We start from the raw sequence: 21,648 nt of genomic DNA on the forward strand, positions 1-21,648 counted from the left end.
CTCACCGGGTCGCCGCCACCGCGATGAGGGGCGCTCCCGGGACGAGCGTGCGCGGCGGCTCCGGGTGGAGCCCGGCCTCGGTCAGCTGGCGGACCAGCGAGCCGGCGTCGGGGAGCTGCAGGTCGCCCTCCTGCGCGCGGAGCAGCAGGTCCAGGTGCCGGCTGAACAGCTGCGGCACGGCGGCGGTGGTGACCACGAGCAGGGTGCCGCCGGGGGTGAGCAGGCCGGCCACCGCGCGCAGCAGGGGCACCCGCTCGGGAGGCGGGAGGTAGTAGACGACGTTGGCGAGCAGGGCGAGGTCGAAGGGCTCGCCGAGCGGTCCACCCGGTCCCTCGGCGAGCGCGGTCCGGACGTCGACCGTCGCCACCGTGGCCCGGTCGGCGAGGCCCCGTTCCCACAGGGTGCGTGCGGCCAGGGCGGCGGCGCCGGCGTCGACGTCCACCCCGACGCCCGTGGCAGCGGGAGCCGCCTCCAGCACCCCGGCGAGCTGCAGCCCGGCACCGCACCCGACGTCGAGCACCCGGCGCGGGCGGCGCTCGGCGACCGTCCGCACGAGCAGGTCGTGCACGAAGGTGTCGAACCCGGCGGCCATCCGGGCGATGACCTCGCCCTGCTCGTCGAGGTCGCGCCGCCGCCCCTCGCCGGCGAGCACCGGGCGCAGCGCGCGGTAGAGGTCGGTGTGGAACCCGCCGAAGCCCTCGTAGGAGGCCCGGACGAGGTCGTCGCCGACGACGGCGCGGCCGGCGCGGGCCAGCCGCCACCGGTCGCCGTCCCCGTCGACGAGCCCGACGGCCGCCGTCACCCGCAGGAAGGCCTCGAGCAGATCGGTGTCGGTCGCGCCGGTGTGACGGGCCAGCTCGGCGGTGCCCGCGGGCGCCCGGGCGAGGGCGTCGAGCACGCCGGTGCCGAGGGCCGCGGCGACGACCTGGAGGCGGAGGGCGGCCTGCCCGTCCTGCGTGGCCCGCCACCGGGCGCGGAGGTCGCCCGCGCGCAGCAGCTGCACGAGCGCTCGGGGGTTGATCAACCGGGACACGGGACCTCCCGACGTCGGGGTGCTCCGGCGGCCACTGTGTCGGCCGCCGGAGCGGGCCACCAGGGGTCCGGGAGCGCCCGCTCAGGCGGGCCGGTCCCCGGCGTCGAGGAGGGCCTGGCCGGCGTCGCTGCGCCAGTAGAGGACCTCGCGTCCCGACCGGCGCCGCTCCAGCAGGCCGGCGTCGAGCAGCACCCGTAGGTGCCCGCCGACGCTGCCCAGCGGCAGGCCGGTGCCGGCGACGAGCGCGCTGGTGCTGCGCGGGGCGTCGAGCGCGGTGAGGACGCGGGCGCGGCTCCGGCCCAGCAGGCGGACCAGCGGCTCGGGCAGGGGCGCGGGACCCGACGCGAGCGCGCCGGTGACCGGGTAGACGAGGGCGTAGGTGTCCGGCAGCCGCCAGCTCACCCAGCTGCCGCGGCTGTGCGCGGCGATGAACAGCAGGTCGCGGCCCCGGACGTCGCGCGGCGGGTACGGGTGCGCGTTGACCTGCAGCCGGCCGTGCGCGAGCCAGCGCACCCCGGGGGCGATGCCGTCGAGCGCTCCCGACCAGCCTTCGCGGCTCAGCCGGGCGGTCCGCGCGACGACGTCGGCGCGCAGCACCCGCAACCGGCGTGGCCACTCGTCGCGGATGGTGTGCTCCCAGGTCCAGCGCAGCAGGTCGGCGGCGGTGCGGGCCAGGCCGGTGGCGGACAGCTCGGGCGGAACCGGCCCGGTGGCGACCTCCAGGTCGGCGCGGACGGCGTCGTCGTCCAGGGACTCCAGGTGCGCGAGCTCCTCGTCGAGCGCCAGGTCGGGGGCCGCGGGCGGGACGGTGAGGAGGTCCGCGGTCCAGGTGGGGCCGAAGGCGGCGCGCAGCAGGGCGGCGCCGACGGGGTCGGCGTCGAGGCGTTTCCGCAGCGCCGCGGCGTGGGTGTCCCGCCAGGGGCGGTGCCACGGCGGGACCTGCGGCGCGGTGAGCAGCCGCAGGCCGGCCAGCGTCTCGGTGAGCTGGCTGGTCCCGAAGCGGGCGCGGGCCATGACGTCGGCGTCGACGATCAGCTCACCCACCTTTCGAGCCTAGGCGAAACGGTGGGCCGCCGGCTCCGGGTGGCGGACGGTCCTGGCGTGCTCACCTACCGGGCGCTGTTCGCGCTCCCCGCCTTCCGCGCGCTGTGGACCGGCAGCGCGCTCACCACGGTGGCCTCGACGACGTCGTCCCTGGCGCTGGCCACGCTCGTGCACCGGCAGACCGGCTCGGCGCTGCTGACGGCGGTGGCGGCGTTCGGCCCCTCGACCGCCCAGGCCCTCGGGGCGACGACGCTCATGTCGGCGGCCGACGCGAGCCCGCCGCGGCGCACCCTGGTGCTCGTCGGGACGGCATCGACGCTGGCGCTGGCCCTGCAGGCGCTGCCCGGCCTGCCCACCGCGGTGCGGCTGCTGCTCGTCGTCGGCACCGCGTTCGTCGTCTCGGTCGGGTCGGGTGCACGGTGGGGACTGCTGTCGGAGCTGGTGCCCGCCGAGGCCTTCCCGCTGGCCCGCTCGACGATGGACGTCGCCGTCGGCGCCTGCCAGGTGGTCGGCTTCGCCGCCGGCGGGCTGCTGCTGACCGTGCTGACGACGACGCAGGTGTTCGTGCTGGCCGCGGCCGTGTCCGCCCTCGCCGTGGTGGTGCTGCGGGCCGGGCTGGCCGAGCGGCCGCCGCGCCGCCGCGGACGGGCCGGGCTCGCCGGGACGCTGCGCGGCAACCGGCTGCTGCTGTCGCGGCGGGAGACCCGGACGCTGCTGGTCGCGCTGTGCGTCCCGAACGGGCTGGTGGTCGGCTGCGAGGCGCTGTTCGTGCCGTACGCCGGGGAGCGGGGCGGCTGGCTGCTGGCGGCCGGGGCGGTCGGGATGACGACCGGCGACCTGGTGGTCGGGCGGTTCCTGACGCCGGCGGCCCGACGGCGGTCGAACGCCGCGCTGCGGGTGCTGCTGGCCGCGCCGTTCCTGGCGTTCGCGCTCGGACCCCCGGTACCGGTGGCCGCGGTCCTGGTGGCGGTCGCGTCGGCGGGGTACGCCGCGTCGCTGGCGCAGCAGGAGTGGCTGGTCGCGCTGACGCCGGCCGGGCTGCGCGGGCAGGTGCTCGGCGTCGAGTCCGCGGCGCGGATGACGGGACAGGGCGTCTTCGCGGTGCTGGCCGGCGTGCTCGGGGACGCCACGACGCCCGGGACCGCGGTCGCGGTGTTCGCGGCGGCGTCGCTGACGGTGTCGCTGGCATCGTCGCCCGGTCTCCGGCGGGCGGCCGACGGTGCTGCCGCGCGAGGGTGTGAGGACGTGTGGGCGAGCCGCTGACCTGGGGATTCAGGTGGCAGGGCTGGGTGTTTCCGATAGACTTCGTACATGTGTTCGGATGACTCGCCGGGTGGTGACGTGCTGGACGACGTCGCCGCGCTGGTCGCCGAGCGCAACCGGCTCGACGCCCGGCTGACCCGGCAGGTGCGTGTGGCGGAGCTGTCCCAGGCACCCGAGCGCGACGGGCTGAAGAGCATGGCCTCGTGGCTGCGGGGGCACTGCCGGCTCTCGGTCGACGAGGCGTCTCGGCTGGTCCGCAACGGCCGCGTGCTGGAGCACCTGCCGGCGCTGGCCGAGGCGCACGACGCCGGGCTGGTCAGCGCGGAGCAGGTGGCGGTCGCTGCGCGGGCGGTCACGCCGGAGCGGTTGGCGGCGGCCGCTGCGCAGGGTGTGGACCTGGCCGTGATCGACGCGGTCTTCACCGGTGTGGCGGTCGAGGGGGCACACGCCGACCTGGTGAGGGTAGTGCAGCACTACCTGGCCGATCTCGACCCCGACGGACCCGAGCCCGATCCCACCGAGGGCCGGTCGCTGACCCTGTCCAAGCACGCCGACGGCTCCCTCTCCGGCCGGTTCCACCTCGACCCGGTGGGCGGGGAGAAGGTCCAGGCCGCGCTGGAGGCGCACGTGCAGGCCGACCGCCCGGCCGGGGACGAGCGCACCCGTGCCCAGCGCCTCGGCGACGCGTTCGTGCAGGTGGCCGACAACGCCCTGGCCGCCGGCTCGCTGCCGACCCTGCGCGGACACAAGCCGCAGGTCGCCGTGGTGGTCGACGTGGAGGACCTGGTCGACCCGGCCGGTGGGCCCAACGCCGGGCGGATGGGCTTCGGCGCCACGATCTCCGCCGCCCGCGCCCGCTGGCTGGCCTGTGACGGCGCGGTGTCCCGGGTGGTCTTCGGTCCCGACGGCGCTCCGCTCGACCTGGGGCGGGAGCAGCGGCTGATGAGCTGGCCGATCCGCCGGGCCGCCGAGCTGCGCGACGGCGGCTGCGTGTTCATCGGCTGCGACGCCCCCACCGCCTGGTGCGACGTGCACCACCTCGTCCACTGGATCGACGGCGGCGAGACGAACCTGGCGAACTCCGCCCTGCTCTGCGAGCGGCACCACAGCAAGGTCCACCACGGCTTCCGCGTCGAACGACGACCCGACGGGCGATGGCGCACCTGGCGCCCCGACGGCACCGAGATCCTCGTGCCGAGGCCGCTGGTCCCGGCGGCCTGATCCCTACTGCCCGACCACCCGGCGCTCGCGCGTGTACTCGCTCGGGGTGTCGCCGGTGTTCACGGTCGTGCTCGGCTCGACGAGCAGCACCTGCGCGCCCTCGGGCGAGCACGGCTGGTGCGGGGTGCCCCTCGGGACGACGTACAGCTGACCGGGCCCGAGCGTGACGTCGCCGTCGTCCATCCGGATGGTGAGCGAGCCGGAGAGGACGAGGAACACCTCGTCGGTCTCGGGGTGGCTGTGGCGGGTGAACTCGCCGCGGGTGTGCACGACGCGGACGTCGTAGTCGTTGAGGACGGCGACGGTGCGCGGGGACCACGGCTGGTCGATCGAGGCGAGGACGGCGGCGAGGTCGACGGGCTGCGGCATGGGGCCATCCTCGCCGTCCGGGCACCGTGGCGGCGGCCCGTACGCTGGTCTCCCGTGAGTCTCACCATCGGGATCGTCGGGCTGCCCAACGTCGGCAAGTCGACGCTGTTCAACGCGCTGACCAAGAACGACGTCCTGGCGGCCAACTACCCCTTCGCCACGATCGAGCCGAACGTCGGCGTCGTCGGGGTCCCGGACGAGCGGCTGGGGAAGCTCGCGGAGCTGTTCACGTCGCAGAAGGTCGTGCCGGCGACGGTCTCGTTCGTCGACATCGCCGGCATCGTGCGCGGGGCCAGCGAGGGGCAGGGGCTGGGCAACAAGTTCCTGGCCAACATCCGCGAGAGCGACGCGGTCTGCCAGGTCATCCGGGTGTTCTCCGACCCCGACGTCGTGCACGTCGAGGGCAAGGTCTCACCGCGCGACGACATCGAGACGATCAACACCGAGCTCGTCCTCGCCGACCTGCAGACGCTGGAGAAGGCGATCCCGCGGCTGGAGAAGGAGTCGCGCAAGGACAAGGAGCGCGCGGCCCTGCTGTCGGCGGCGCAGGCGGCCGAGAAGGTGCTGAACACGGGGCAGACGCTGTTCGCCGCCGGGGTGGACCCCGTGCCGCTGCGCGAGCTGACCCTGCTGACGACCAAGCCGTTCCTCTACGTCTTCAACGTCGACGCCGACGAGCTGGCCGACGAGTCGCTGATCGCCGAGCTGCGGGAGCTCGTGGCGCCGGCCGAGGCGATCCTGCTCGACGCGAAGACCGAGGCCGAGCTCGCCGAGCTGCCGGCCGAGGAGGCCGCCGAGCTGCTGGAGTCGATCGGGCAGAGCGAGCCGGGCCTCGACCAGCTGGCGAAGGTCGGCTTCCGGACGCTGGGGCTGCAGACCTACCTGACGGCGGGCCCCAAGGAGGCGCGCGCCTGGACCATCCCGGTCGGCGCCACCGCCCCGCAGGCCGCGGGCGTCATCCACACCGACTTCCAGCGCGGCTTCATCAAGGCCGAGGTCGTCTCCTACGACCACCTCATGGAGGCCGGCTCGATGACCGAGGCGAAGTCCCGCGGCTGGGTGCGCATCGAGGGCAAGGACTACGTCATGCAGGACGGCGACGTCGTGGAGTTCCGCTTCAACGTGTAGCTGACAGTATCCGTGCAGGTCAGCAGCTCGTCGAGGTGGCCGAGTCCGCACCCAGTCCGCAACTGTCCGCGAAGAGTTCTTCGGCGGCGCGCCTCGTGCGGTCCTCTGCGGTGGGCCAGAGGTGGCTGTAGGTGTTCAGCGTCGTGGTGGCGCTGGCGTGTCCGAGGGCCTGCTGGACGGTGACGACGTCGCAGCCGGAGGCGATGAGCCCGGAGGCGTAGAAGTGTCGGAGGTCGTGCAGCTTCACGCCGCTGAGGCCGGCCGCGGCGAGCGTCGTCCGCCAGCGGTGGCCGACGGTGTTCTGGTGCGGCGGCTGGCTGGCGTCCCCGGTGCAGAGCCAGGTGCCTGCCGGGCAGTGGGCGGCGACGTGCCGGGCGAGCAGGTCGACCAGTGGCGGCGCGAGGCCCGATGGTCGGCTGCGGTCGTCGCGCAGTAGGCCGGTCCAAGGTCACTGCGAGCCCGACCACCTGCCACCTGCGGCGGGTCGCCGCGGTGATCCTTGCCCTGCGCGACTTTGTGGAATGTGCAACCGTTCCCCATGCGGTTTCGGACGGTGATCGTCGTCGCTGCAGCCTGTGGGCTGGTGCTGCCCGCCGTTCCCGCTCAGGCGGCACCGGAGCCGTGTGCGGCCGGCTATGTCCGCCTCACCTTCGACGACGGTCCCCACCGCACCGCTACGCCGGACATCCTCGACACTCTCGCGGCACACGGGGTGACCGCGACCTTCTTCGTGGTCGGTCAGATGACCGCTGCCAACCCCGCCCTCGTGCAGCGCGAAAGCCAGGAGGGCCACACCATCGGCAACCACTCCTGGGATCACCCAGACCTCACCAGACTGAACTCAGCCCAGGTCGAATCCGAGCTGCAGCGCACCAATGACGTGATCAAAGAGGTGACCGGAAAGACTCCGACGCAGTGGCGCCCGCCGTACGGGGCGAGGAACTCTGCGGTGGAGGCGGCCGCTGAGCGCGTCGGTCTGACCTCGATGGTGCTGTGGACGGTGGACCCGCGCGACTGGGCCGATCCACCCGCGACCACCGTCCGAGACCGCGTGCTGCAGGCGGTGCGGCCGGACAGCATCATCCTGCTGCACGACGGCACCGGAGCAAACACCCCCGCAGCACTGCCCATGATCCTCAACGGCCTCGCCGGCATGGGTTACTGCGTCCGCTAATCGCGGTTGCTCGGCGCACGCTGTCGCCAATTGTCTCAGAAGTGAGGTTTTCTCAATGGATTGGCGATGGAGGCCTACTTGTGGCGCCGAAGCGGCAGGTCGCCGGCGCGCGAGGTGTGTCACTGCATGAGGCGCGGGGCCCTGCGATCGAGGATCGGTTCTTCCTAGGGAACTGATCATGATCGCGAGGACCCCGCGTGATCACCTACTCTGCCACGCTCGACGTACCCGCCGACACCGTCGCGCAGCTGGTCGAGCTGCTCGTCGCCGAGCGGCGCCGCCCGGGCACCGGCATCGGCGCCCGCGCCGCCTCCTGCTTCGACCAGGCGGTGCTGGTGCTGCGCTGGTTCCGGGAGGACACCGGCATGCCGGTCCTGGCCCGCGACTCCGGAGTGTCGACCGCGACGGGCTACCGCTATCTGCGCGAGGGCATCGACGTACTGGCTGCGCAAGCCCCTGAGCTGCATCAGGTGCTGCAGGCCGGACGAGCCGCCGGCTGGAGTCACGTCACCCTCGACGGCACCCTCATCGCCACCGACCGCTGTCGGATGAACAACCCGGACACCGGTCATGACCTGTGGTACTCCGGCAAGCACCAGGCCCACGGCGGCAACGTGCAGGTCGTCTGCGACCCGACCGGCTTCCCGGTCGCCGTCTCCGACGTGCAGCCGGGGTCAGCGCATGACCTTGCCGCCGCCCGCGCCACCGGCTTCCTCGGCACGCTGCACGCCGCGGCCGCCCTCCTCGGGCTGCCCACGCTGGCCGACAAGGGCTACGACGGCGCCGGTATCGGCGTGCACACGCCGGCCAAGGGCGGTCGGCTGGCGCCCAGCACGGCCTGCCGCAACCAGCTGCTGACCCGGCTGCGCGCCGAAGGCGAGCGCGGCATCGCGCTGCTCAAGACCCGATGGAAGGCGCTACACCGTATTCGGCTGTGTCCTCAGCGAATCGGCGCCATCGTCGCGGCCGCACTTGTTCTGACCAGCGCCGAGCGGCCAATCCGTTGAGAAAACCTCACTGCCAACGCCGCCCGATGACAGAAGCGCTGGTCAGCCAGCGTTTCCATCGGCCGCCATCGTCGACCGTCCACGCTCAAAACGTTCTTTCAACGTCTGATCCAGGGTGAATCCGCAGTTCAGCCGCTCGTCAACGGTGTTCGGTCGCAGATGGTCCGCAGGATTGTCGAGTGCGGCGGCCATCGGGCCGTCCGTGGCCGACGGTGGCGACGCCGCCCAGGCCGCCGCCTAATCGCCCACCTCGATCGCCTCGCATACCTGAGGATCGGTTCAGGCGAGCGCGACCTCACGCGATGCCCCCACGAAGGCCTCGATGCGGCCGGCAAGCTTCTGGCCGGTCAGTCCGAAAAGATCCAGCACTTCGCGAGGAGCGCCGCTTTCGCCGTACCGGTCCTCGATTCCGAGCCGCAACAGGAGCCGGGGAAGCTTGGAGCCGAGCAGCTCGGCCACGACGCCGCCCAGTCCGCCCGCGATCTGCGCTTCTTCCGCCGTCACCGCGAGGCCTGTCTTTGTCACGGAGCGCAGCACCGTCTCTTCGTCGAACGGCTTCACCGTGGGGGCGTGGATGAGCTCGGCATCGATACCCTGAGCAGACAGGATCTCGGTGGCCACCAGCAACTCATACGTCATGGTGCCCGTGCCGATCAGGGTCACGTCGGAACCCGCGCGAACGACATAGGCGCGTCCGAGTTCGAACGGGGTGTCGGGTGTCGTGAACCTCGGGGTCGCGTCGCGGGCGAGGCGCAGATACGAGGGCCGGTCGTTCTGTGCGAGGGCGAGTGTCGCCTTCTCCGCCTCGATCGAGTCAGCCGGCGCGACGACGACCATGTTCGGCATGACCCGCATCAGCGCGATGTCTTCGAGCATCTGATGGGTGGCACCGTCCGGACCCACGTTGACACCGGTGTGTGAACCGACGACCTTCACCGGCATGTCGTTCAGCGCTGCTGTGGTCTTGATCTGCTCCCAGTTGCGGCCCGGGCTGAAGGCAGCGTAGCTCGAGGTGAACGGGATCTTGCCCGCGCGCGCCAGGCCGCTCGCCACGGTCACCAGGTTCTGCTCTGCGATGCCGACCTCGATGAAGCGCCGCGGGAACTCCTCGGCGAATATGTGCATCATGGTCGACTCGGTGAGGTCGGCGCAGAGCGCGACCACGCGCTCGTCCCGACGGCCCGCCTCGAGCAGACCGCGGCCGAAGCCGGCCCGCAGCGGCTCGGACTTGGCCGACTGCCAGTCAGCGGCCAGGGCGAACTCGTCGCTCATGCCTCGACCTCCGCCTTCAACAGCTGCGCTTCGAGGGGCTCTAAGTGCCTGAGCGCAACCTCGGCCTGCTCGGTTGTCGGCGGCTTACCGTGCCACTTGTAGTCGTACTCCATGAAGGGGATCCCCTTTCCGGGAATCGTGTAGGCGAGGATTACCGACGGCCTCTGCGCGACGGCCTTGGCCTGCCGGATGGCGCCGAGCAGTTCGGACACGTTGTTGCCATCGACCTCGAGGACATGCCAACCGAACGACTCCCACTTCGCGCGTAGATCGTCGAGCGGCATGACGTCTTCGGTGAGGCCGTCGATCTGGATATAGTTGCGGTCGACGACGCCGATGAGCCGGCCAAGCTTGTACTTGCCCGCGAACATTGCCGCCTCCCAGATGTTGCCCTCGTTGAGCTCGCCGTCGCCCATGCAGACGTAGGTGAACCGGTCCATCTGCCGATCGATGATCTGCGTCGCGTAGGCGTAACCCGCCGCCTGGGAGAGGCCGGAGCCTAGTGGCCCGCTCGTGTTTTCCAGACCGGGGAGGGCGGTGCGCTCGGGGTGTCCCTGCAGCCGGCTGCCGAGCTGGCGCAACGTCGTGAGCTCCTCGAGCGGGAAGTAGCCGGCGTGCGCGAGTGCGGCGTACAGGACGGGTGCGGTGTGTCCATTCGAGAGAAAGAAGGTGTCACGCTCCTCCCACTCGGGGTCCGCGGGATCGTGGCGCATCACCTTGAAGTACAGCACCGTCAGGATCTCGGCCATACCGAGCGGTCCCGCGGAATGCCCGCTCTTGGCGGCGGTGAGCATCTCGATGATCGAGACCCGGATCCGACGCGCCTGGTCCTCGAGCTCCGCGACACTCAGCCCCCCCTGCGCGGACGGCGGACCTGCCGTGGTTGTGGGCAGTGCTGTGGCCGGTTGCGTCGTCATAGATTTCTCCAGTTCGGCACCGGCGCGACAGGCGACGGCGATGACACCTAGGGGCAAAGTTGGCAGGCAGAGTACCGCGCTGAGGCTGGCCCATAGCGCCCAGCCGACGGCCACGTGGTAGCAGGAGATTCCGCCGGTGGCAGGTCGGCAGATCGGCGTCGTCGAACACCTCGACGGTGTCGACGTCGGTGGTGTGGTGCAGCTCCACATGGAGGCTCATGCTGGCCCCTCACCGCGGCCGGGCTGACCGCTGGCGGCGACCCTAGCGCTCGGCTCGCGAGCGCGACGACCTGTCCGAAGGTGGCAGCAGCCCCGGACTCCAGCAGGTGCGGGCCCCTACACCGAGCCATGTCCCTGGCGCTCGGAACCGGCGGCTGGTGACGGGCCCACATGGCCTCCGCCTTCTTGCGACCTTGCTCGCGCTCACACCGCGGCGACGCGGCGCTCACACCAGCACAGAAGCCGCCGCCCTGGAACCGGTCGACAGCATTGTGCTGGTCCACGCGGAATGAGGCGAAGCTGGAGAGCAGCGCCCAGATGATGACCAGGATGGAGCGGCCGACCGCGACGATCGCCCGCTTCTTGCCGCGGCGTCGGGCGATCCGTCGATATCGCTCGCCGAGGAAGGTGTCGGTACGGGCGGCGCTGACCGCGGCCTCGCGGACCACCCGCGCCAGGAACAGGGACCTGCTTGACCAAGTCCGTGGCCGGACCTCGAGGCTTGAGGGAGTCAGGCGCCTGAGGTGACTCGGACCATCGCTCGAATCGCGACGAGCTGGAGGTTGCCTAGCCCGGGGCTTTCATCGCGCATGATTTGAGGGCTGACCCGGGACACGAAAGGTGCCTCTGACCTGCAAGGATGTTGCGCGCTGAGGGCAATATCCGCGCGGGCCAGGAGGCACCTTTCTGGTGAAGAAGCGTAGCGGGCGATACCCGCGTCTGACCGTCGACGGGCACGGGTCCAGCGTGGTGCCGAACGCCGGGGCGGTCCTGCTGCTGCGAACCGCGGAGGCCGTCGGTCTCGACGCCGCTCTCCAGGCGATCGAGCCGTGGCGGCGGCCGCTGGCTCGCCACGATCCGGGCAAGATCCTGCTGGACCTGGCCGTCTCGCTGGCGGTGGGCGGGGACTGCCTGGCCGACCTGGCGCAGCTGCGCGCCGCGCCGGAGGTGTTCGGCTCGGTCGCTTCCGATCCCACGGTGTCCCGGCTGATCGACACCCTCGCCGCCGACGCCCCGGTCGCGTTGGCCGCGATCGCCTCCGCACGGGCGATCGCGCGGGCAACCGCATGGTCGCTGGCCGGCGAGCACGCCCCCGATCACGACGCCAGCGCCGCGTCGCCGCTGGTCATCGACGTGGACGCCACCCTGGTGACCGCGCACTCGGAGAAGGAAGCGGCGGCGCCGACGTTCAAGCGCAGCTTCGGCTTCCATCCGCTGTGGGCGTTCGTGGACCACGGCGCCGAGGGCACCGGCGAGCCGCTGGCGTTCGGACTGCGCGCCGGCAACGCCGGCTCCAACACCGTGGTCGACCACAAGACGGTCATCCGCGCCGCGCTCGCGCAGCTGCCTGACGGGCACGCCCGCGGCAAGAAGGTACTCATCCGGATCGACGGCGCCGGCGGCACCCATGAGCTGCTCGCGTGGCTGACGCGGCGCCGGCTGTCCTACTCGGTCGGGTTCTCCCTGCCCGGTGACCTGGCCTCGATCCAGAAGACGCTGGCCGCGATCCCCGCCGCGGCGTGGGAGCCGGCCTACGACGCCGATGGCCAGCCCCGCGACGGAGCGTTCGTCGCCGAGGTCGCCGGGCTGTTCGACCCGGGGGACCTGCTGGTCGTCGACGAGGCCGGGATGCTCGACCAGGACACCGCCCGCGCCCTGTTGACCGTCGCCGACGAGTGCCAGGTCCGTTTAGCGCTGCTCGGCGACCGGCACCAGCTGGCCGCCGTCGGCCGCGGAGGCGTTCTAGACCTGGCCGCTCGCCAGGTCGACCCGGCAGCCCACCTGACGCTGGACACGGTGCACCGCTTCGTCCGCACCGACCAGGTCGGGCAGACCGCGCCGGACACCGAGTACGCCGAGCTGACCCTGGCCATGCGCACCGGCGCCGACCCCGCCGGGGTCTTCGACGCGCTCTTCGCCCGCGGCCAGGTCCGCGTCCACGCCGACCCCGCGGCGCTACAGGAGGCGCTAGCCACCGCCGCCACCTGCTACGGGGCCGGGGAGCAGGTGGCGGTGGTGGTCGACACCCGCGAGCAGGCCGGCGAGCTGGGCGCCGCCGTCCGAGACCGGCTGGTTACCGCTAGCAGGGTCGACGACGCGCAGGTCGCGATCACCGGCAGCGGGCAGCGCATTGGGGTCGGCGACCAGGGCGCCACCCGCCGCAACGACCGCACCCTCGGCGTCGCCAACCGTGACACCTGGACCGTCACCGCCGTCGACCGCGACGGCCAGCTGACCGTCACCCCCACCACGAAGAACGTCACCCTTGCCGACGTCACCCCGTCCACGCTGCGGCGGGAGCGGGTGCTGCCCGCTGACTACGTCACCTCCCATGTCGAGCTGGCCTATGCCAGCACCACGCACGGCGTGCAAGGTGACACGGTTGCGACCGCCCACGTGGTGATCGGCGAGCGCACCGGCGCCGCAGCTGCCTACGTCGGCATGACCCGCGGCCGCACCGCCAACACCGCCCACCTGCTCGCTGAGGACCTGGCCGAGGCGCGGGAGCGGTGGATCGCCGTGTTCAGCCGCAACCGGGCCGACCTCGGTCCCGGCCACGCCGCCGGTCTCGCCGCCCGGGAGGCCGCCCGCTACGCCTAGCCCCGGTCGCTGGCTCAAGCGTTCGCAGATCTGCATTCCGCGCGTGGACGGCTGAACAGCTCTGCCTCGATCGGCTGGCCGTCGTCCGGTCGCGCCATGACCTCCTGCGCGGCATCGCCGCGCTCGAGGCCGACCAGGTCGACCGGCTCGCCGCACTGCAGGTCGCCTGCGGACAGGCGGAACTCGATGCCGAGCACGCTCGCGAGCGGGCCGAGGCCAGCGCCGCCGCCGTCGCCACTGAGGCCGTCCGCGTCCGCGTAGAGCTTCTGGCCACCTGGGACGACCAACGCGACACGGCCGCCGAGGCCGCCCGCATCGTGCTCGACGGGTCCGGTCGGTTCGGGCTGCGGCGAGCCGCCGTCGCACGCGCTAACGAACAGCTCACCACCTGGGCGCACACCTGGCGGCCGCTGCTGCCGACCATGGCCCGCGACCCGTGGCGGATCGCCGCGTTCGCTGCCGCGGCCGATGACCGCCCGCGCCTGGAGGCGGCCTTCGGCAGTCACGCCCGCCGCCACGCCGAGTCCACCCACCCTGAGCACGCCCGGCTCACCGCTGCCGCCGACGCTGCACGGGCGGCGCACGACCGCGTCCGGCGAGACCTCACCCACGCAGTGAGTCGGTGGGAGGACCGACTCACACGCCTCGACGTGACCGGCTCCGACCTCACCGGGCTGCAGGCCGACACCGCACGGGAGGTGGCGCACGCCGAGCAGCAGCTCGTCGCCGAGCCGAACCGGATCGAGCAGCTCCGGGCCGAAGCGGCCCTCCTCGGTCAACCGGCCGACCGCCTCACCCGGGAACGCGACAGCTGGCGTGCCGAGCACAGCGCTGACCGCACAGCCGTCGGTGGGACGGCCATCCCACCGCCAGCGGCGGGCGTCCGTCACCCACGACCCGAGTACGACCGGCAGCCTGTGGGACGTCCCGGCATGGGGCCGGCCTCGGGCGATGAGCCTGAGTCACCACTGACTTGGAGGACGCCACCCAGCGTCAGCCGTCCATGAGCTACGTGACGGAGACCAAGGGGGACGAGGGCCGCCGAGCCCTGTGAAGGGCCGGCGCCTGAGTCGACGCGGGTGTTCGCCGGGTCAGGACGACGTGGCCTCCGGCAGAAGCGTGAACGCTTCGACATGGACGGGGCGAACGACCGTGAAGTGCCGCCGATCGAAGGTGGCGATGCGATGGATGCCGAGGCGTTCGGCGATGGCGATGACCGACGCGTCGGTACCGCCGAGGCGAAGGTCGGCATAGCGCTCGGCGAGGTCGGCCATACGAGAGACGTCAGTCTCGGTCAGCTCGGCCAACTGCAGGCCACCCGGCCGGAAGTCGCGCAGGAACCGGACCTCGGCGTCTGGGCCACCCCACTCGCTGAGGAGGTAACAGACCTCGGCGACCACGGTGGGCGGGACCAGTCGCGGTTCATCAAGAGACTCGAGGAGCCGCGCCGCGCTCTGGTGGTTGGTGTCTGCGGTCCTGGCGGCGGTGACGATGACGTTGGTGTCGAGGAGGATCACTCGTGGCCGAAGCCCCGCCGGAGGTAGTCGTCGGTCCGGGTGGAGAGGTCGTCGGGGCCCCCGCGCACCGAGCCGATGAAGTCCAGTTTGCGGGAGGCCGGCCGCTCGATGGAATCACTCGACTGCTGCGCTGACTCGTCGGGAGCGCGAACCACGTGGAGACGCTGACCGGGCCGCACGCCGTGGCGGCGCAGCTCGGCGAGCAACTCGGCCGCGTCCTCGGGAACGGTCAGGTCCCAGCCGTCGGCGGAACTCATGATCAGCAGGGTACCGAGAGATCACCGTGACGACTCCCTCTCCTGGTGGGATGTTCCCTCCGCATCAGTGCCGGCTGCAGGGGTCGCAGGACGGCGCTGCACGCGCGGAAAGCGTCGTTCGGCCGCCCCTTCGCGAGGATCAGGCACCGGGGTCTTCATCAAGCGCGGGCACGGACGAACTCCGCAGGTGTCAAGAAATTGCGGCCGTGGGTGCGCTTGATCTCGTAGAGCGAGTCGGCGGTGAGGACGACGACTTCCAGATCCGCGTTGGTCTGGGCGATCTCCGCGTCGACGGAAACGGCCAGCACCGCGTCAGGCAACGTTCGCGCTGAAGGCGGCCTAAGGGACGGCCACGATCCCGCTACTTGCGGCGAGCGTCGGGCCCGTCCCTACGAGCGCAACCCCGGCTGGCGCGCGATCGGGAGAGGGTCCGCAGGTCGCCGTCGGTCGGGTCCGGGTCGGGGTTCGGCGTGGTGTCGTGCGCCGCCAGCCAGGCGGCTCTCCTGCGGGCGGAGGCCTGGGTGAGCCAGGCGTCCTGCACCAGTTCGGCCAACTCCTGCCTGGTGATCTCCCCGAGCCGGCTGGCCTGCACCAGCACCGAGTTGTGCCCGTCGAAGTGCGGGGTGGTGAAGAACGGCGTTGTCTCATCCTGGACCAGGGCCTGCTTGTCGGCTTCGGACTCCACCCAGAAGACGATCACGTCGGGAAGCCTTTCCCCGGTCGCGGCGTCCACGGCGTCCGGCCGCGGGGTGCGGAAGAAGACGAAGGACCTCCCACCCACCTGGTACACGGCATTGCCGCGCGCTCCGTGGACGACGGTCACGTGCGGGAGCCCCAGCGCGAGTTCGTGCACGTCCTCCACCCGCGCCGGCCGATCAGCGGTCACGCCGGGCAGCGTAGGAGCACATCCTGTGGCCAGGCAGGACGGCGCACAACGGGTTGGGTTGGCGAAGGGCAACCCGACCCATCCATCTGGCCTCCAAACGGCCGGGCGGTCGGGCCTACCGACCCGGCGGACACGCCTACCAAATTGCGATGCCAAGAGAATGCGTCGACGGATCGACCTGACAGAACACTTCAAATCTGCCAGCCACGCCGGCAGGCGGCCCTGCGATCGGCAGCGGCCGATGGCCTCGGCGTGCGGAGCCGACCGGTCGGACACCGCCAGGTCGAGGATGCTGTGGCCGAAGGCGCGGGCGTAACGGTTGGTCATGCGCCCGCACCCGCGAGGATGCCTTCAGCCCACTCGACCGCCTGGAGCGCCAGCTCGTTGGCGTCGAGCTCGTTGTGGCGTAGATGTTCGCGTCCAGCCACTGGCATCTCGCGGACAGGCTTATGCCAGCGGCGTCGTTCACCACGAAGGTCTGCTCGCAGAAGACGCAGGGGACCCCTGAGTGATCTCCCTAATCCACGGCGTGAGCTGTAGGGACAATGCGCATGGTCATTGCTATCCCAAAGTACTTCCCTCACCGCGTCGAGTGATATAGGCCGCACGACTGATCTTTGGCCTTGACTCGACAGCAAATACGCGGATGATCACCGTTATGGCTACGAAGACTTCCGTCGTTCTCATCGACGACCTGGACGGCGAAACCCCCGCCGACACCACCGTCAGCTTCGGTCTCGACGGCAAGAGCTACGAGATCGACCTCTCGGACAACAACGTCGCCGAGTTCCGCGACGCCCTGTCGAAGTACGTCTCGGCGGGTCGTAAGTCCGGCTCGGCGCGCAAGGGCCGGGCTGCTGTTCGTCACACGACCACCGACTCGATCGACCCCGCGGCCGTCCGAGCTTGGGCCAAGAGCCAGGGCATCGACGTTTCTCCGCGAGGCCGCATCAAGAGCGACGTGGTCGATCAGTTCCGGGCCGCCGGCAACTGATGGTGGGGGGGCCGCCCTTGGGTGCTTGCTCACCCTTTGACGCCTTCCCCAGAGCAGCGACCTTTCGGGGTGCTGAAGTCGGTTACCCGTAGCCCCGTGTCGACGTTGGCTGTCGGCACGAGGCTTCACGTTCCAGCGGTGCCGATCACCCAACACCTGAAGCCGGGGCGTGTCGAGCACGCCCTCAGGAAGGTCGAGGAACGACGTGCCCCGCCGGTCGCCGTCGAGGTGAGCCTGCTGCCCGAGGGCACCACCCGCGACCGCCCGCTCGATGGCTGGTCCACGAACACCAGCGACGGCCTGCTCTGCGGCCCGTGCGCGTGGCTCAAGGAAGACGGCCCCTGGGTTCTGTCGGGAGTCTCTCGCCTGGCTTCGGACGGACCAGGTTCGGCCGATCTAGTGCCGCGGCAGGCAACCTGCGCCCTGAAGGCGGCCCAAGGGACATCGATATGGGGACGTGAGGCGCTTCCTGGGGCGTCGCTTCCGATGAGTCGTTTAGTTCAAGTTCCACTTGCCGAACCGCTCCAACACGTTCCGCCACGGCTCCCCGGTGCGGTACCCACGCCATGCTCTGCAGCGAGCCGGTGATCCGTCCACGGCCGCGAACGCCCGGTCACCGTCGGCATCAGCGGTTCCATCAGGGACCACATCGTCACAGACCTCCTGTCGCGTCACCGTTCAAGACCCACCTAGCCGTAGTGAAAGCTCCCTATGAACACGACCCAACCGGAGCGCGCGGCCGGGACTTGACGTCGTACTTGCATTTTGCAAGTGTCATCGCATGAGCCTCTTCATCACCTGCCCCGTCGAGGACGTCGAGCGCGCGACCGCCTTCTACACCGCCCTCGGCTGGACCCTCAACGCCGAGATGTCCGACCACAACGTGTCCTGCTTCGCGATCGCGCCCGAGCAGTACGTCATGCTCGGCAGCCGCGAGATGTACGCGCGCGTCGGCGGCGTCGAGGAACTGGTCGGCGGACCCCACACGCCCTCGAAAGTCACCGTCTCCTTCGACCTCGGCAGCCGCGAGGCGGTCGACGAGCTCACCGAGCGCGCCGGCGCCGCCGGCGGGCGGATCGGCGACACCGACGACTACCCCTTCATGTACCAGCGCCAGTTCGACGACCCCGACGGCTACCACTACTCACCGTTCTGGATGAAGCCGGACGCCGCTCCGACCACATGAGCGACCTCGCCGCGGCCCTCGACATCGTCGGAGCCCGGTGGGCCCTGCTCATCGTGGAGCGGCTGCTCGACGGGCCGCAGCGCTACGGCGACCTGCAGCGCGACCTCGGAGTACCGACGAACATGCTCGCCACCCGCCTGCGCGAGCTCGAAGCGGCCGGCGTCCTGACCCGCCTGCCGCTCCGGCACAACACCCGGGCCTACGCCCTGACCGACCGCGGCCTCGCCCTGCGCGAGGCGATCGTCGCGCTCGCACGCTGGGGCGCCGAGCAGGCCTAGGTGTGGCGCGGAATTGCGATGCGCTACAGGGGCTCAGCCGTGGCGGGGCCCGTCTCATAGTGGGCCGCTATGGGACAGCCGGCCGGCTCGCCGCAAGGGCGGCTCTAGGGTCGATCCGTTATGAGGTTCTCCGCGGTGAGGACGTAGTCGTTCACAATCCAGTGTCAACCGACTGCCAGCCCCCCTGAGGCCTGGTCGGGCCAGCAGTTGTCTCGTGACAGCGATTGACCGAACGAGATTCCGAGGCAAGGTGTGATGCACGCCTCACCTCGCTGACGACGCTGGCGAAGGCCGGGCAGGCCTGATGGCGCAGCAGGGAGGACCGGATGCAGGGAGGTGCCTGATGAAGGCGATCGTCGTGACGGACCAGGCGGCGGGCACGGCCGGGATGACGCTGGTGGAGCGGCCAGAGCCGCCGGCAGCGATCAACGACGTCGTCGTCGAGGTCCACGCGTCGGGATTCGTCCCGACCGAGTTGGCGTGGCCCTCGACCTGGACCGATCGCCGCGACCGTGACCGAACACCGTCAATCCCTGGGCACGAGCTGGCCGGAGTGGTCACCGCCCTCGGCTACGGCACGACGGGGCTGTCGGTGGGACAGCGGGTGTTCGGCCTCACGGACTGGCATCGCGACGGCACCCTGGCGGAGTACGTGGCCGTCGAGGCACGCAACCTCGCGCCGCTGCCGGGCGACGTCGACTTCACGGCGGCCGCGAGTCTGCCGATCTCGGGGCTGACCGCGTGGCAGGGACTCTTCGAGCACGGCCGTCTCCGGGCGGGGCAGAGCGTGCTCGTGCACGGCGCGGCCGGCGCCGTCGGGGCGATGGTGACGCAGCTCGCGCGTGAGTTCGGGGCGTACGTCATCGGCACCGGGCGCGCCGCCGACCGTCAGAAGGCGCTCGACTTCGGCGCGCAGGAGTTCGTCGACCTCGACAACGACGCGCTGGAAGACGTCCACGGAGTCGATCTGGTCTTCGATGTCATCGGCGGCGACATCCAGCAGCGGTCCGCCGGTCTGGTTCGAGCCGGGGGAACGCTGGTGTCCGTCGTCGGACCGATCGACGCGCGGCCCGCCGACGGATTGGCGGTCGATTTCGTTGTCGAGTCCGATCGAGCCCAACTGGGTGAGGTCGTGCAGCGGGTGCGGGACGGACGACTACGGACGAACATCGGCCACGTCGCGACCCTCGACGATGCCGTCGCCGCCCTCAACCCCACCGAGCGACGCACGGGGAAGACGATCATCAGCGTTCGTCCGTGAGGACTCGGGGACAGGAACCGGTCCTGCCCTCCTCGTGGATCAGCGTCAGCCGCGTGGCCAGGGCGGGGAGGGGCCGATTGGTTCGCCGCGGTATTGCGGCCTCCTCGCACACGTGCTCGCCGACGAACCAGGCGACGTCGAGCTCGCCAGGTGCACCGGTCGTACCTCAGGAACAAATCGGCCATCCCCTAGGCTTTGCCGGCAGCGAGGACCCCGTGGAGGACACGACCGGACACCAGAGCTGCCGGCGCCGAGCACACGTGGGTGTGTAAGGGGTGAGCCAGGCACGGACAGTCCGCACACAGGACGCGTGCCGTGGCTGCACCCTCCTGTGCTCATCGGTGGGTCCAGCCCAGGGACGGAACCGACGGCGGGTCCTCGACACACGGGAGACTGCCCGAGACGCACCGCATGACCGTCGTCCGCGGCAGGCCGCGCCGCCACGGCACCGTCGCGCCGGGTGGCGGGACGAGGACCTCGTCCCGCCAGCCGGCGCGCTCGTCGGTCGTGCGCCCCGCGACTACCCGTTCGACCTGGTCGGGGGGATCAGCGGGTCCGGCACGGAGCCGGTCGCCCGCCCGGCGCCGCCCGTGCCCGACGCCGGCGCGTCGGAGACGACCGTCTCCGCAATGGTCTGGGGGTCGGCCGTCCCGACGCCGATCGGGCTGCCGCCGATCCCGACGCCGGTCGTCCCCGTGCCGCCCGTCCCGCCGCCCGATCCCTGGCTGCCGGATCCCTGACCGCTCGATCCCTGGCCGCCGGAGCCCTGCCCGGTGAGCTGGTCGATGCCGTCCCGCAGGGGAGCGGGAGCGGCGTCCCTGACCTTCCCCACGGTCTGCTGGACCTCCGGTCGGCGCAGGAAGCCCTGCGCCGCCTGCACGATCTGCTGGTAGCGATCGCGCCCGGCGCGCGCACCGAGCACGTACCCGATCCCCAGGCCGATCCCCAACGTCACCTTGCCCATGGCTCTCCTCCAGTCGTCCACACGTCCCGGCGACCACCTCGGGCACCGCTGCGCCCGCCGCTACCCAGTGGCGGGCGCGCCAACCCGCGTGCGCCGACCGGGCCTCGTGAGCGTCCTAGAACGCGTCCCCGGTGCGCCAGGGCATCTCCTGCAGGGTCAGGGTGTTCCCGTCGGGGTCGGCGAACCCGGCGTACTTGACGCCGCCACCGACGTCCACCACCTCACCCACGTCGACGCCGCGGCCCACGAGCTCGGCGCGGGCCCGCTCGATGTCGGCGACGACCAGGTGCAGCGCCTTGACCGACCCGGGCGGCGCGTCGTCGTACGCCGGCAGGCCGGTGCCCAGGCCGATCGAGCACGCCGAACCGGGCGGGGTCAGCTGCACCACCCGCACGCCCTCGGCGGGCCGGACGTCGACGTCCTCGACGAATCCCAGCCGGTCGACGTAGAAGGCCTTCGCGCGGTCGACGTCGGTGACCGGGATCGGCACCAGCTCGAGCTTCATCTCCACCGGACGACGCTCAGCCGCCGGCCGCGGCGGACTGCTCGACCCACCGGCGCCGGGCGTCCTCCAGTGCCGCGATCGCCTGGGCCTTGCGCTCCCAGCCGCGGGTCTCGGCCGACTTGTCCGGCGCCAGCGCCTCGTAGATCTCGAAGAAGTGCCAGATCTCGGCGATCTGGTGCATGGGCACGTCCTCGAGCTCCTGCAGGTGCAGCTGCCGCGGGTCGGTCGCCGGCACGCACAGCAGCTTGGCGTCGGGACCTCGCGTGTCGTCCACCCAGAACACCGCGATGACCCGCGCGCGCACCACGCAGCCCGGGAACGTCGGCTCGGCGAGCAGGAGCAGCGCGTCGATGGGGTCGCCGTCCTCGGCGAGGGTGTCGGGGACGAACCCGTAGTCGCCGGGGTAGCCGGTGGCGGTGAACAGCATCCGGTCCAGCCGGATCCGGCCGAGCCGGTGGTCGTACTCGTACCTGTTCCGCGAGCCCTTGGGGACCTCGACGACCACGTCGACCAGCACGGGCACTCCTCCTCAGGCCGTGGGACCCGGTACCC

At 71.5% G+C, this 21,648-nt stretch carries 25 protein-coding genes and 1 pseudogene; 11 read left to right on the forward strand and 15 right to left on the reverse strand.

All coding sequences use genetic code 11. The annotated features are described in order from the left end of the window. Position 1 precedes the first annotated feature (1 nt). A complete protein-coding gene (locus tag ACWIZO_RS11680; protein WP_448642613.1) occupies positions 2 to 1,033 on the reverse strand; it encodes a class I SAM-dependent methyltransferase in 1,032 nt (343 codons plus the stop codon). 81 nt (positions 1,034 to 1,114) lie between these two features. Continuing rightward, positions 1,115 to 2,077 (reverse strand): helix-turn-helix domain-containing protein, encoded by a 963-nt coding sequence (locus tag ACWIZO_RS11685; RefSeq protein ID WP_448642614.1) that lies wholly within the window; start codon positions 2,075 to 2,077, stop codon positions 1,115 to 1,117. Between the two features lie 57 nt (positions 2,078 to 2,134). Between ACWIZO_RS11685 and ACWIZO_RS11690 the strand changes: the two genes are divergently transcribed. Both ACWIZO_RS11690 and ACWIZO_RS11695 read left to right on the forward strand, forming a co-directional pair. Next, entirely contained in the window at positions 2,135 to 3,340 is a 1,206-nt protein-coding gene (locus tag ACWIZO_RS11690; RefSeq protein WP_448642615.1) for a hypothetical protein, read from the forward strand. A 48-nt stretch (positions 3,341 to 3,388) separates the two neighbouring features. Continuing rightward, complete coding sequence (locus tag ACWIZO_RS11695; protein WP_448642616.1) at positions 3,389 to 4,561, forward strand: DUF222 domain-containing protein; 1,173 nt, start codon at positions 3,389 to 3,391, stop codon at positions 4,559 to 4,561. Between the two features lie 3 nt (positions 4,562 to 4,564). On the opposite strand, the gene ACWIZO_RS11700 is transcribed toward ACWIZO_RS11695, so the two are convergent. Then, the gene (locus tag ACWIZO_RS11700) at positions 4,565 to 4,930 is read right to left on the reverse strand and encodes a cupin domain-containing protein (protein WP_448642617.1); all 366 of its coding nucleotides are present in this window, start codon (positions 4,928 to 4,930) and stop codon (positions 4,565 to 4,567) included. A gap of 54 nt (positions 4,931 to 4,984) precedes the next feature. Here ACWIZO_RS11700 and ychF point away from each other — a divergent pair, with 54 nt between their 5' ends. Beyond that, positions 4,985 to 6,058: a redox-regulated ATPase YchF gene (gene ychF / locus ACWIZO_RS11705; RefSeq protein ID WP_448642618.1), complete on the forward strand. Its 1,074-nt coding sequence runs from the start codon at positions 4,985 to 4,987 to the stop codon at positions 6,056 to 6,058. Positions 6,059 to 6,077: 19 nt separating this feature from the next. Here ychF and ACWIZO_RS11710 read toward each other — a convergent pair whose 3' ends face one another. Then, positions 6,078 to 6,491 (reverse strand): tyrosine-type recombinase/integrase, encoded by a 414-nt coding sequence (locus ACWIZO_RS11710; protein ID WP_448642939.1) that lies wholly within the window; start codon positions 6,489 to 6,491, stop codon positions 6,078 to 6,080. Positions 6,492 to 6,611: 120 nt separating this feature from the next. On the opposite strand from ACWIZO_RS11710, the gene ACWIZO_RS11715 reads away from it, so the two are divergent. Both ACWIZO_RS11715 and ACWIZO_RS11720 read left to right on the forward strand, forming a co-directional pair. Then, positions 6,612 to 7,232 (forward strand): polysaccharide deacetylase family protein, encoded by a 621-nt coding sequence (locus ACWIZO_RS11715; RefSeq protein ID WP_448642619.1) that lies wholly within the window; start codon positions 6,612 to 6,614, stop codon positions 7,230 to 7,232. Between the two features lie 197 nt (positions 7,233 to 7,429). Continuing rightward, a complete protein-coding gene (locus ACWIZO_RS11720) occupies positions 7,430 to 8,239 on the forward strand; it encodes an IS5 family transposase (RefSeq protein ID WP_448642358.1) in 810 nt (269 codons plus the stop codon). A gap of 42 nt (positions 8,240 to 8,281) precedes the next feature. Here the strand turns inward: ACWIZO_RS11720 and ACWIZO_RS11725 are convergent, their stop codons facing one another. The 3 genes from ACWIZO_RS11725 to ACWIZO_RS11735 all read right to left on the reverse strand — a co-directional run bounded on the left by ACWIZO_RS11725 (position 8,282) and on the right by ACWIZO_RS11735 (position 10,542). Then, complete coding sequence (locus ACWIZO_RS11725) at positions 8,282 to 8,431, reverse strand: hypothetical protein (RefSeq protein WP_448642620.1); 150 nt, start codon at positions 8,429 to 8,431, stop codon at positions 8,282 to 8,284. Positions 8,432 to 8,518: 87 nt separating this feature from the next. Further along, positions 8,519 to 9,511 (reverse strand): transketolase family protein, encoded by a 993-nt coding sequence (locus tag ACWIZO_RS11730; RefSeq protein ID WP_448642621.1) that lies wholly within the window; start codon positions 9,509 to 9,511, stop codon positions 8,519 to 8,521. Then, a complete protein-coding gene (locus ACWIZO_RS11735) occupies positions 9,508 to 10,542 on the reverse strand; it encodes a transketolase (RefSeq protein WP_448642622.1) in 1,035 nt (344 codons plus the stop codon). The genes ACWIZO_RS11730 and ACWIZO_RS11735 overlap by 4 nt, the downstream gene beginning before the upstream one ends. A 795-nt stretch (positions 10,543 to 11,337) precedes the next feature. On the opposite strand from ACWIZO_RS11735, the pseudogene ACWIZO_RS11740 reads away from it, so the two are divergent. Beyond that, positions 11,338 to 12,243: pseudogene (locus ACWIZO_RS11740) on the forward strand (transposase); the annotation flags it as partial. A 33-nt stretch (positions 12,244 to 12,276) separates the two neighbouring features. Next, entirely contained in the window at positions 12,277 to 13,248 is a 972-nt protein-coding gene (locus ACWIZO_RS11745) for an AAA family ATPase (protein ID WP_448642940.1), read from the forward strand. A 14-nt stretch (positions 13,249 to 13,262) separates the two neighbouring features. On the opposite strand, the gene ACWIZO_RS11750 is transcribed toward ACWIZO_RS11745, so the two are convergent. The 5 genes from ACWIZO_RS11750 to ACWIZO_RS11770 all read right to left on the reverse strand — a co-directional run bounded on the left by ACWIZO_RS11750 (position 13,263) and on the right by ACWIZO_RS11770 (position 15,908). Next, entirely contained in the window at positions 13,263 to 14,138 is an 876-nt protein-coding gene (locus tag ACWIZO_RS11750) for a hypothetical protein (RefSeq protein WP_448642623.1), read from the reverse strand. A gap of 201 nt (positions 14,139 to 14,339) precedes the next feature. Beyond that, entirely contained in the window at positions 14,340 to 14,765 is a 426-nt protein-coding gene (locus ACWIZO_RS11755; RefSeq protein ID WP_448642624.1) for a type II toxin-antitoxin system VapC family toxin, read from the reverse strand. Continuing rightward, positions 14,762 to 15,022 (reverse strand): hypothetical protein, encoded by a 261-nt coding sequence (locus ACWIZO_RS11760; protein ID WP_448642625.1) that lies wholly within the window; start codon positions 15,020 to 15,022, stop codon positions 14,762 to 14,764. The genes ACWIZO_RS11755 and ACWIZO_RS11760 overlap by 4 nt, the downstream gene beginning before the upstream one ends. A 158-nt stretch (positions 15,023 to 15,180) precedes the next feature. Further along, positions 15,181 to 15,330, reverse strand: coding sequence for a hypothetical protein (locus ACWIZO_RS11765; RefSeq protein ID WP_448642626.1), 150 nt, complete (start codon positions 15,328 to 15,330; stop codon positions 15,181 to 15,183). 53 nt (positions 15,331 to 15,383) lie between these two features. Then, a complete protein-coding gene (locus ACWIZO_RS11770) occupies positions 15,384 to 15,908 on the reverse strand; it encodes an MmcQ/YjbR family DNA-binding protein (protein ID WP_448642627.1) in 525 nt (174 codons plus the stop codon). A gap of 658 nt (positions 15,909 to 16,566) precedes the next feature. On the opposite strand from ACWIZO_RS11770, the gene ACWIZO_RS11775 reads away from it, so the two are divergent. The 4 genes from ACWIZO_RS11775 to ACWIZO_RS11790 all read left to right on the forward strand — a co-directional run bounded on the left by ACWIZO_RS11775 (position 16,567) and on the right by ACWIZO_RS11790 (position 19,627). Then, positions 16,567 to 16,902 carry a histone-like nucleoid-structuring protein Lsr2 gene (locus ACWIZO_RS11775; RefSeq protein WP_448642628.1) on the forward strand — a complete coding sequence of 112 codons (336 nt, stop codon included), beginning with the start codon at positions 16,567 to 16,569 and terminating at the stop codon, positions 16,900 to 16,902. 781 nt (positions 16,903 to 17,683) lie between these two features. Next, positions 17,684 to 18,088 (forward strand): VOC family protein, encoded by a 405-nt coding sequence (locus ACWIZO_RS11780; RefSeq protein WP_448642629.1) that lies wholly within the window; start codon positions 17,684 to 17,686, stop codon positions 18,086 to 18,088. Then, the gene (locus tag ACWIZO_RS11785; RefSeq protein ID WP_448639184.1) at positions 18,085 to 18,366 is read left to right on the forward strand and encodes a winged helix-turn-helix transcriptional regulator; all 282 of its coding nucleotides are present in this window, start codon (positions 18,085 to 18,087) and stop codon (positions 18,364 to 18,366) included. Before ACWIZO_RS11780 ends, ACWIZO_RS11785 begins: the two co-directional genes overlap by 4 nt. 343 nt (positions 18,367 to 18,709) lie before the next feature. Further along, positions 18,710 to 19,627, forward strand: coding sequence for an NADP-dependent oxidoreductase (locus ACWIZO_RS11790; RefSeq protein WP_448642630.1), 918 nt, complete (start codon positions 18,710 to 18,712; stop codon positions 19,625 to 19,627). 520 nt (positions 19,628 to 20,147) lie between these two features. Here ACWIZO_RS11790 and ACWIZO_RS11795 read toward each other — a convergent pair. The 3 genes from ACWIZO_RS11795 to ACWIZO_RS11805 all read right to left on the reverse strand — a co-directional run bounded on the left by ACWIZO_RS11795 (position 20,148) and on the right by ACWIZO_RS11805 (position 21,613). Next, the gene (locus ACWIZO_RS11795; RefSeq protein ID WP_448642631.1) at positions 20,148 to 20,591 is read right to left on the reverse strand and encodes a hypothetical protein; all 444 of its coding nucleotides are present in this window, start codon (positions 20,589 to 20,591) and stop codon (positions 20,148 to 20,150) included. A gap of 115 nt (positions 20,592 to 20,706) precedes the next feature. Then, positions 20,707 to 21,096 (reverse strand): VOC family protein, encoded by a 390-nt coding sequence (locus tag ACWIZO_RS11800; protein WP_448642941.1) that lies wholly within the window; start codon positions 21,094 to 21,096, stop codon positions 20,707 to 20,709. Positions 21,097 to 21,112: 16 nt separating this feature from the next. Beyond that, entirely contained in the window at positions 21,113 to 21,613 is a 501-nt protein-coding gene (locus tag ACWIZO_RS11805) for an inorganic diphosphatase (protein WP_448642632.1), read from the reverse strand. Between the last annotated feature and the right edge of the window lie 35 nt (positions 21,614 to 21,648).

The organism is Geodermatophilus sp. URMC 63 (assembly GCF_053502565.1).

Coding starts and splice junctions, on each gene's coding strand:
- ACWIZO_RS11730 (WP_448642621.1), bottom strand. CDS start 9,511: ATGAGCGACGAGTTCGCCCTGGCCGCTGACTGGCAGTCGGCCAAGTCC.
- ACWIZO_RS11700 (WP_448642617.1), bottom strand. CDS start 4,930: ATGCCGCAGCCCGTCGACCTCGCCGCCGTCCTCGCCTCGATCGACCAG.
- ACWIZO_RS11725 (WP_448642620.1), bottom strand. CDS start 8,431: ATGGCCGCCGCACTCGACAATCCTGCGGACCATCTGCGACCGAACACC.
- ACWIZO_RS11745 (WP_448642940.1), top strand. CDS start 12,277: ATGCTCGACCAGGACACCGCCCGCGCCCTGTTGACCGTCGCCGACGAG.
- ACWIZO_RS11760 (WP_448642625.1), bottom strand. CDS start 15,022: ATGAGTTCCGCCGACGGCTGGGACCTGACCGTTCCCGAGGACGCGGCC.
- ACWIZO_RS11780 (WP_448642629.1), top strand. CDS start 17,684: ATGAGCCTCTTCATCACCTGCCCCGTCGAGGACGTCGAGCGCGCGACC.
- ACWIZO_RS11775 (WP_448642628.1), top strand. CDS start 16,567: ATGGCTACGAAGACTTCCGTCGTTCTCATCGACGACCTGGACGGCGAA.
- ACWIZO_RS11800 (WP_448642941.1), bottom strand. CDS start 21,096: ATGAAGCTCGAGCTGGTGCCGATCCCGGTCACCGACGTCGACCGCGCG.
- ACWIZO_RS11695 (WP_448642616.1), top strand. CDS start 3,389: ATGTGTTCGGATGACTCGCCGGGTGGTGACGTGCTGGACGACGTCGCC.
- ACWIZO_RS11790 (WP_448642630.1), top strand. CDS start 18,710: ATGAAGGCGATCGTCGTGACGGACCAGGCGGCGGGCACGGCCGGGATG.
- ACWIZO_RS11785 (WP_448639184.1), top strand. CDS start 18,085: ATGAGCGACCTCGCCGCGGCCCTCGACATCGTCGGAGCCCGGTGGGCC.
- ACWIZO_RS11795 (WP_448642631.1), bottom strand. CDS start 20,591: ATGGGCAAGGTGACGTTGGGGATCGGCCTGGGGATCGGGTACGTGCTC.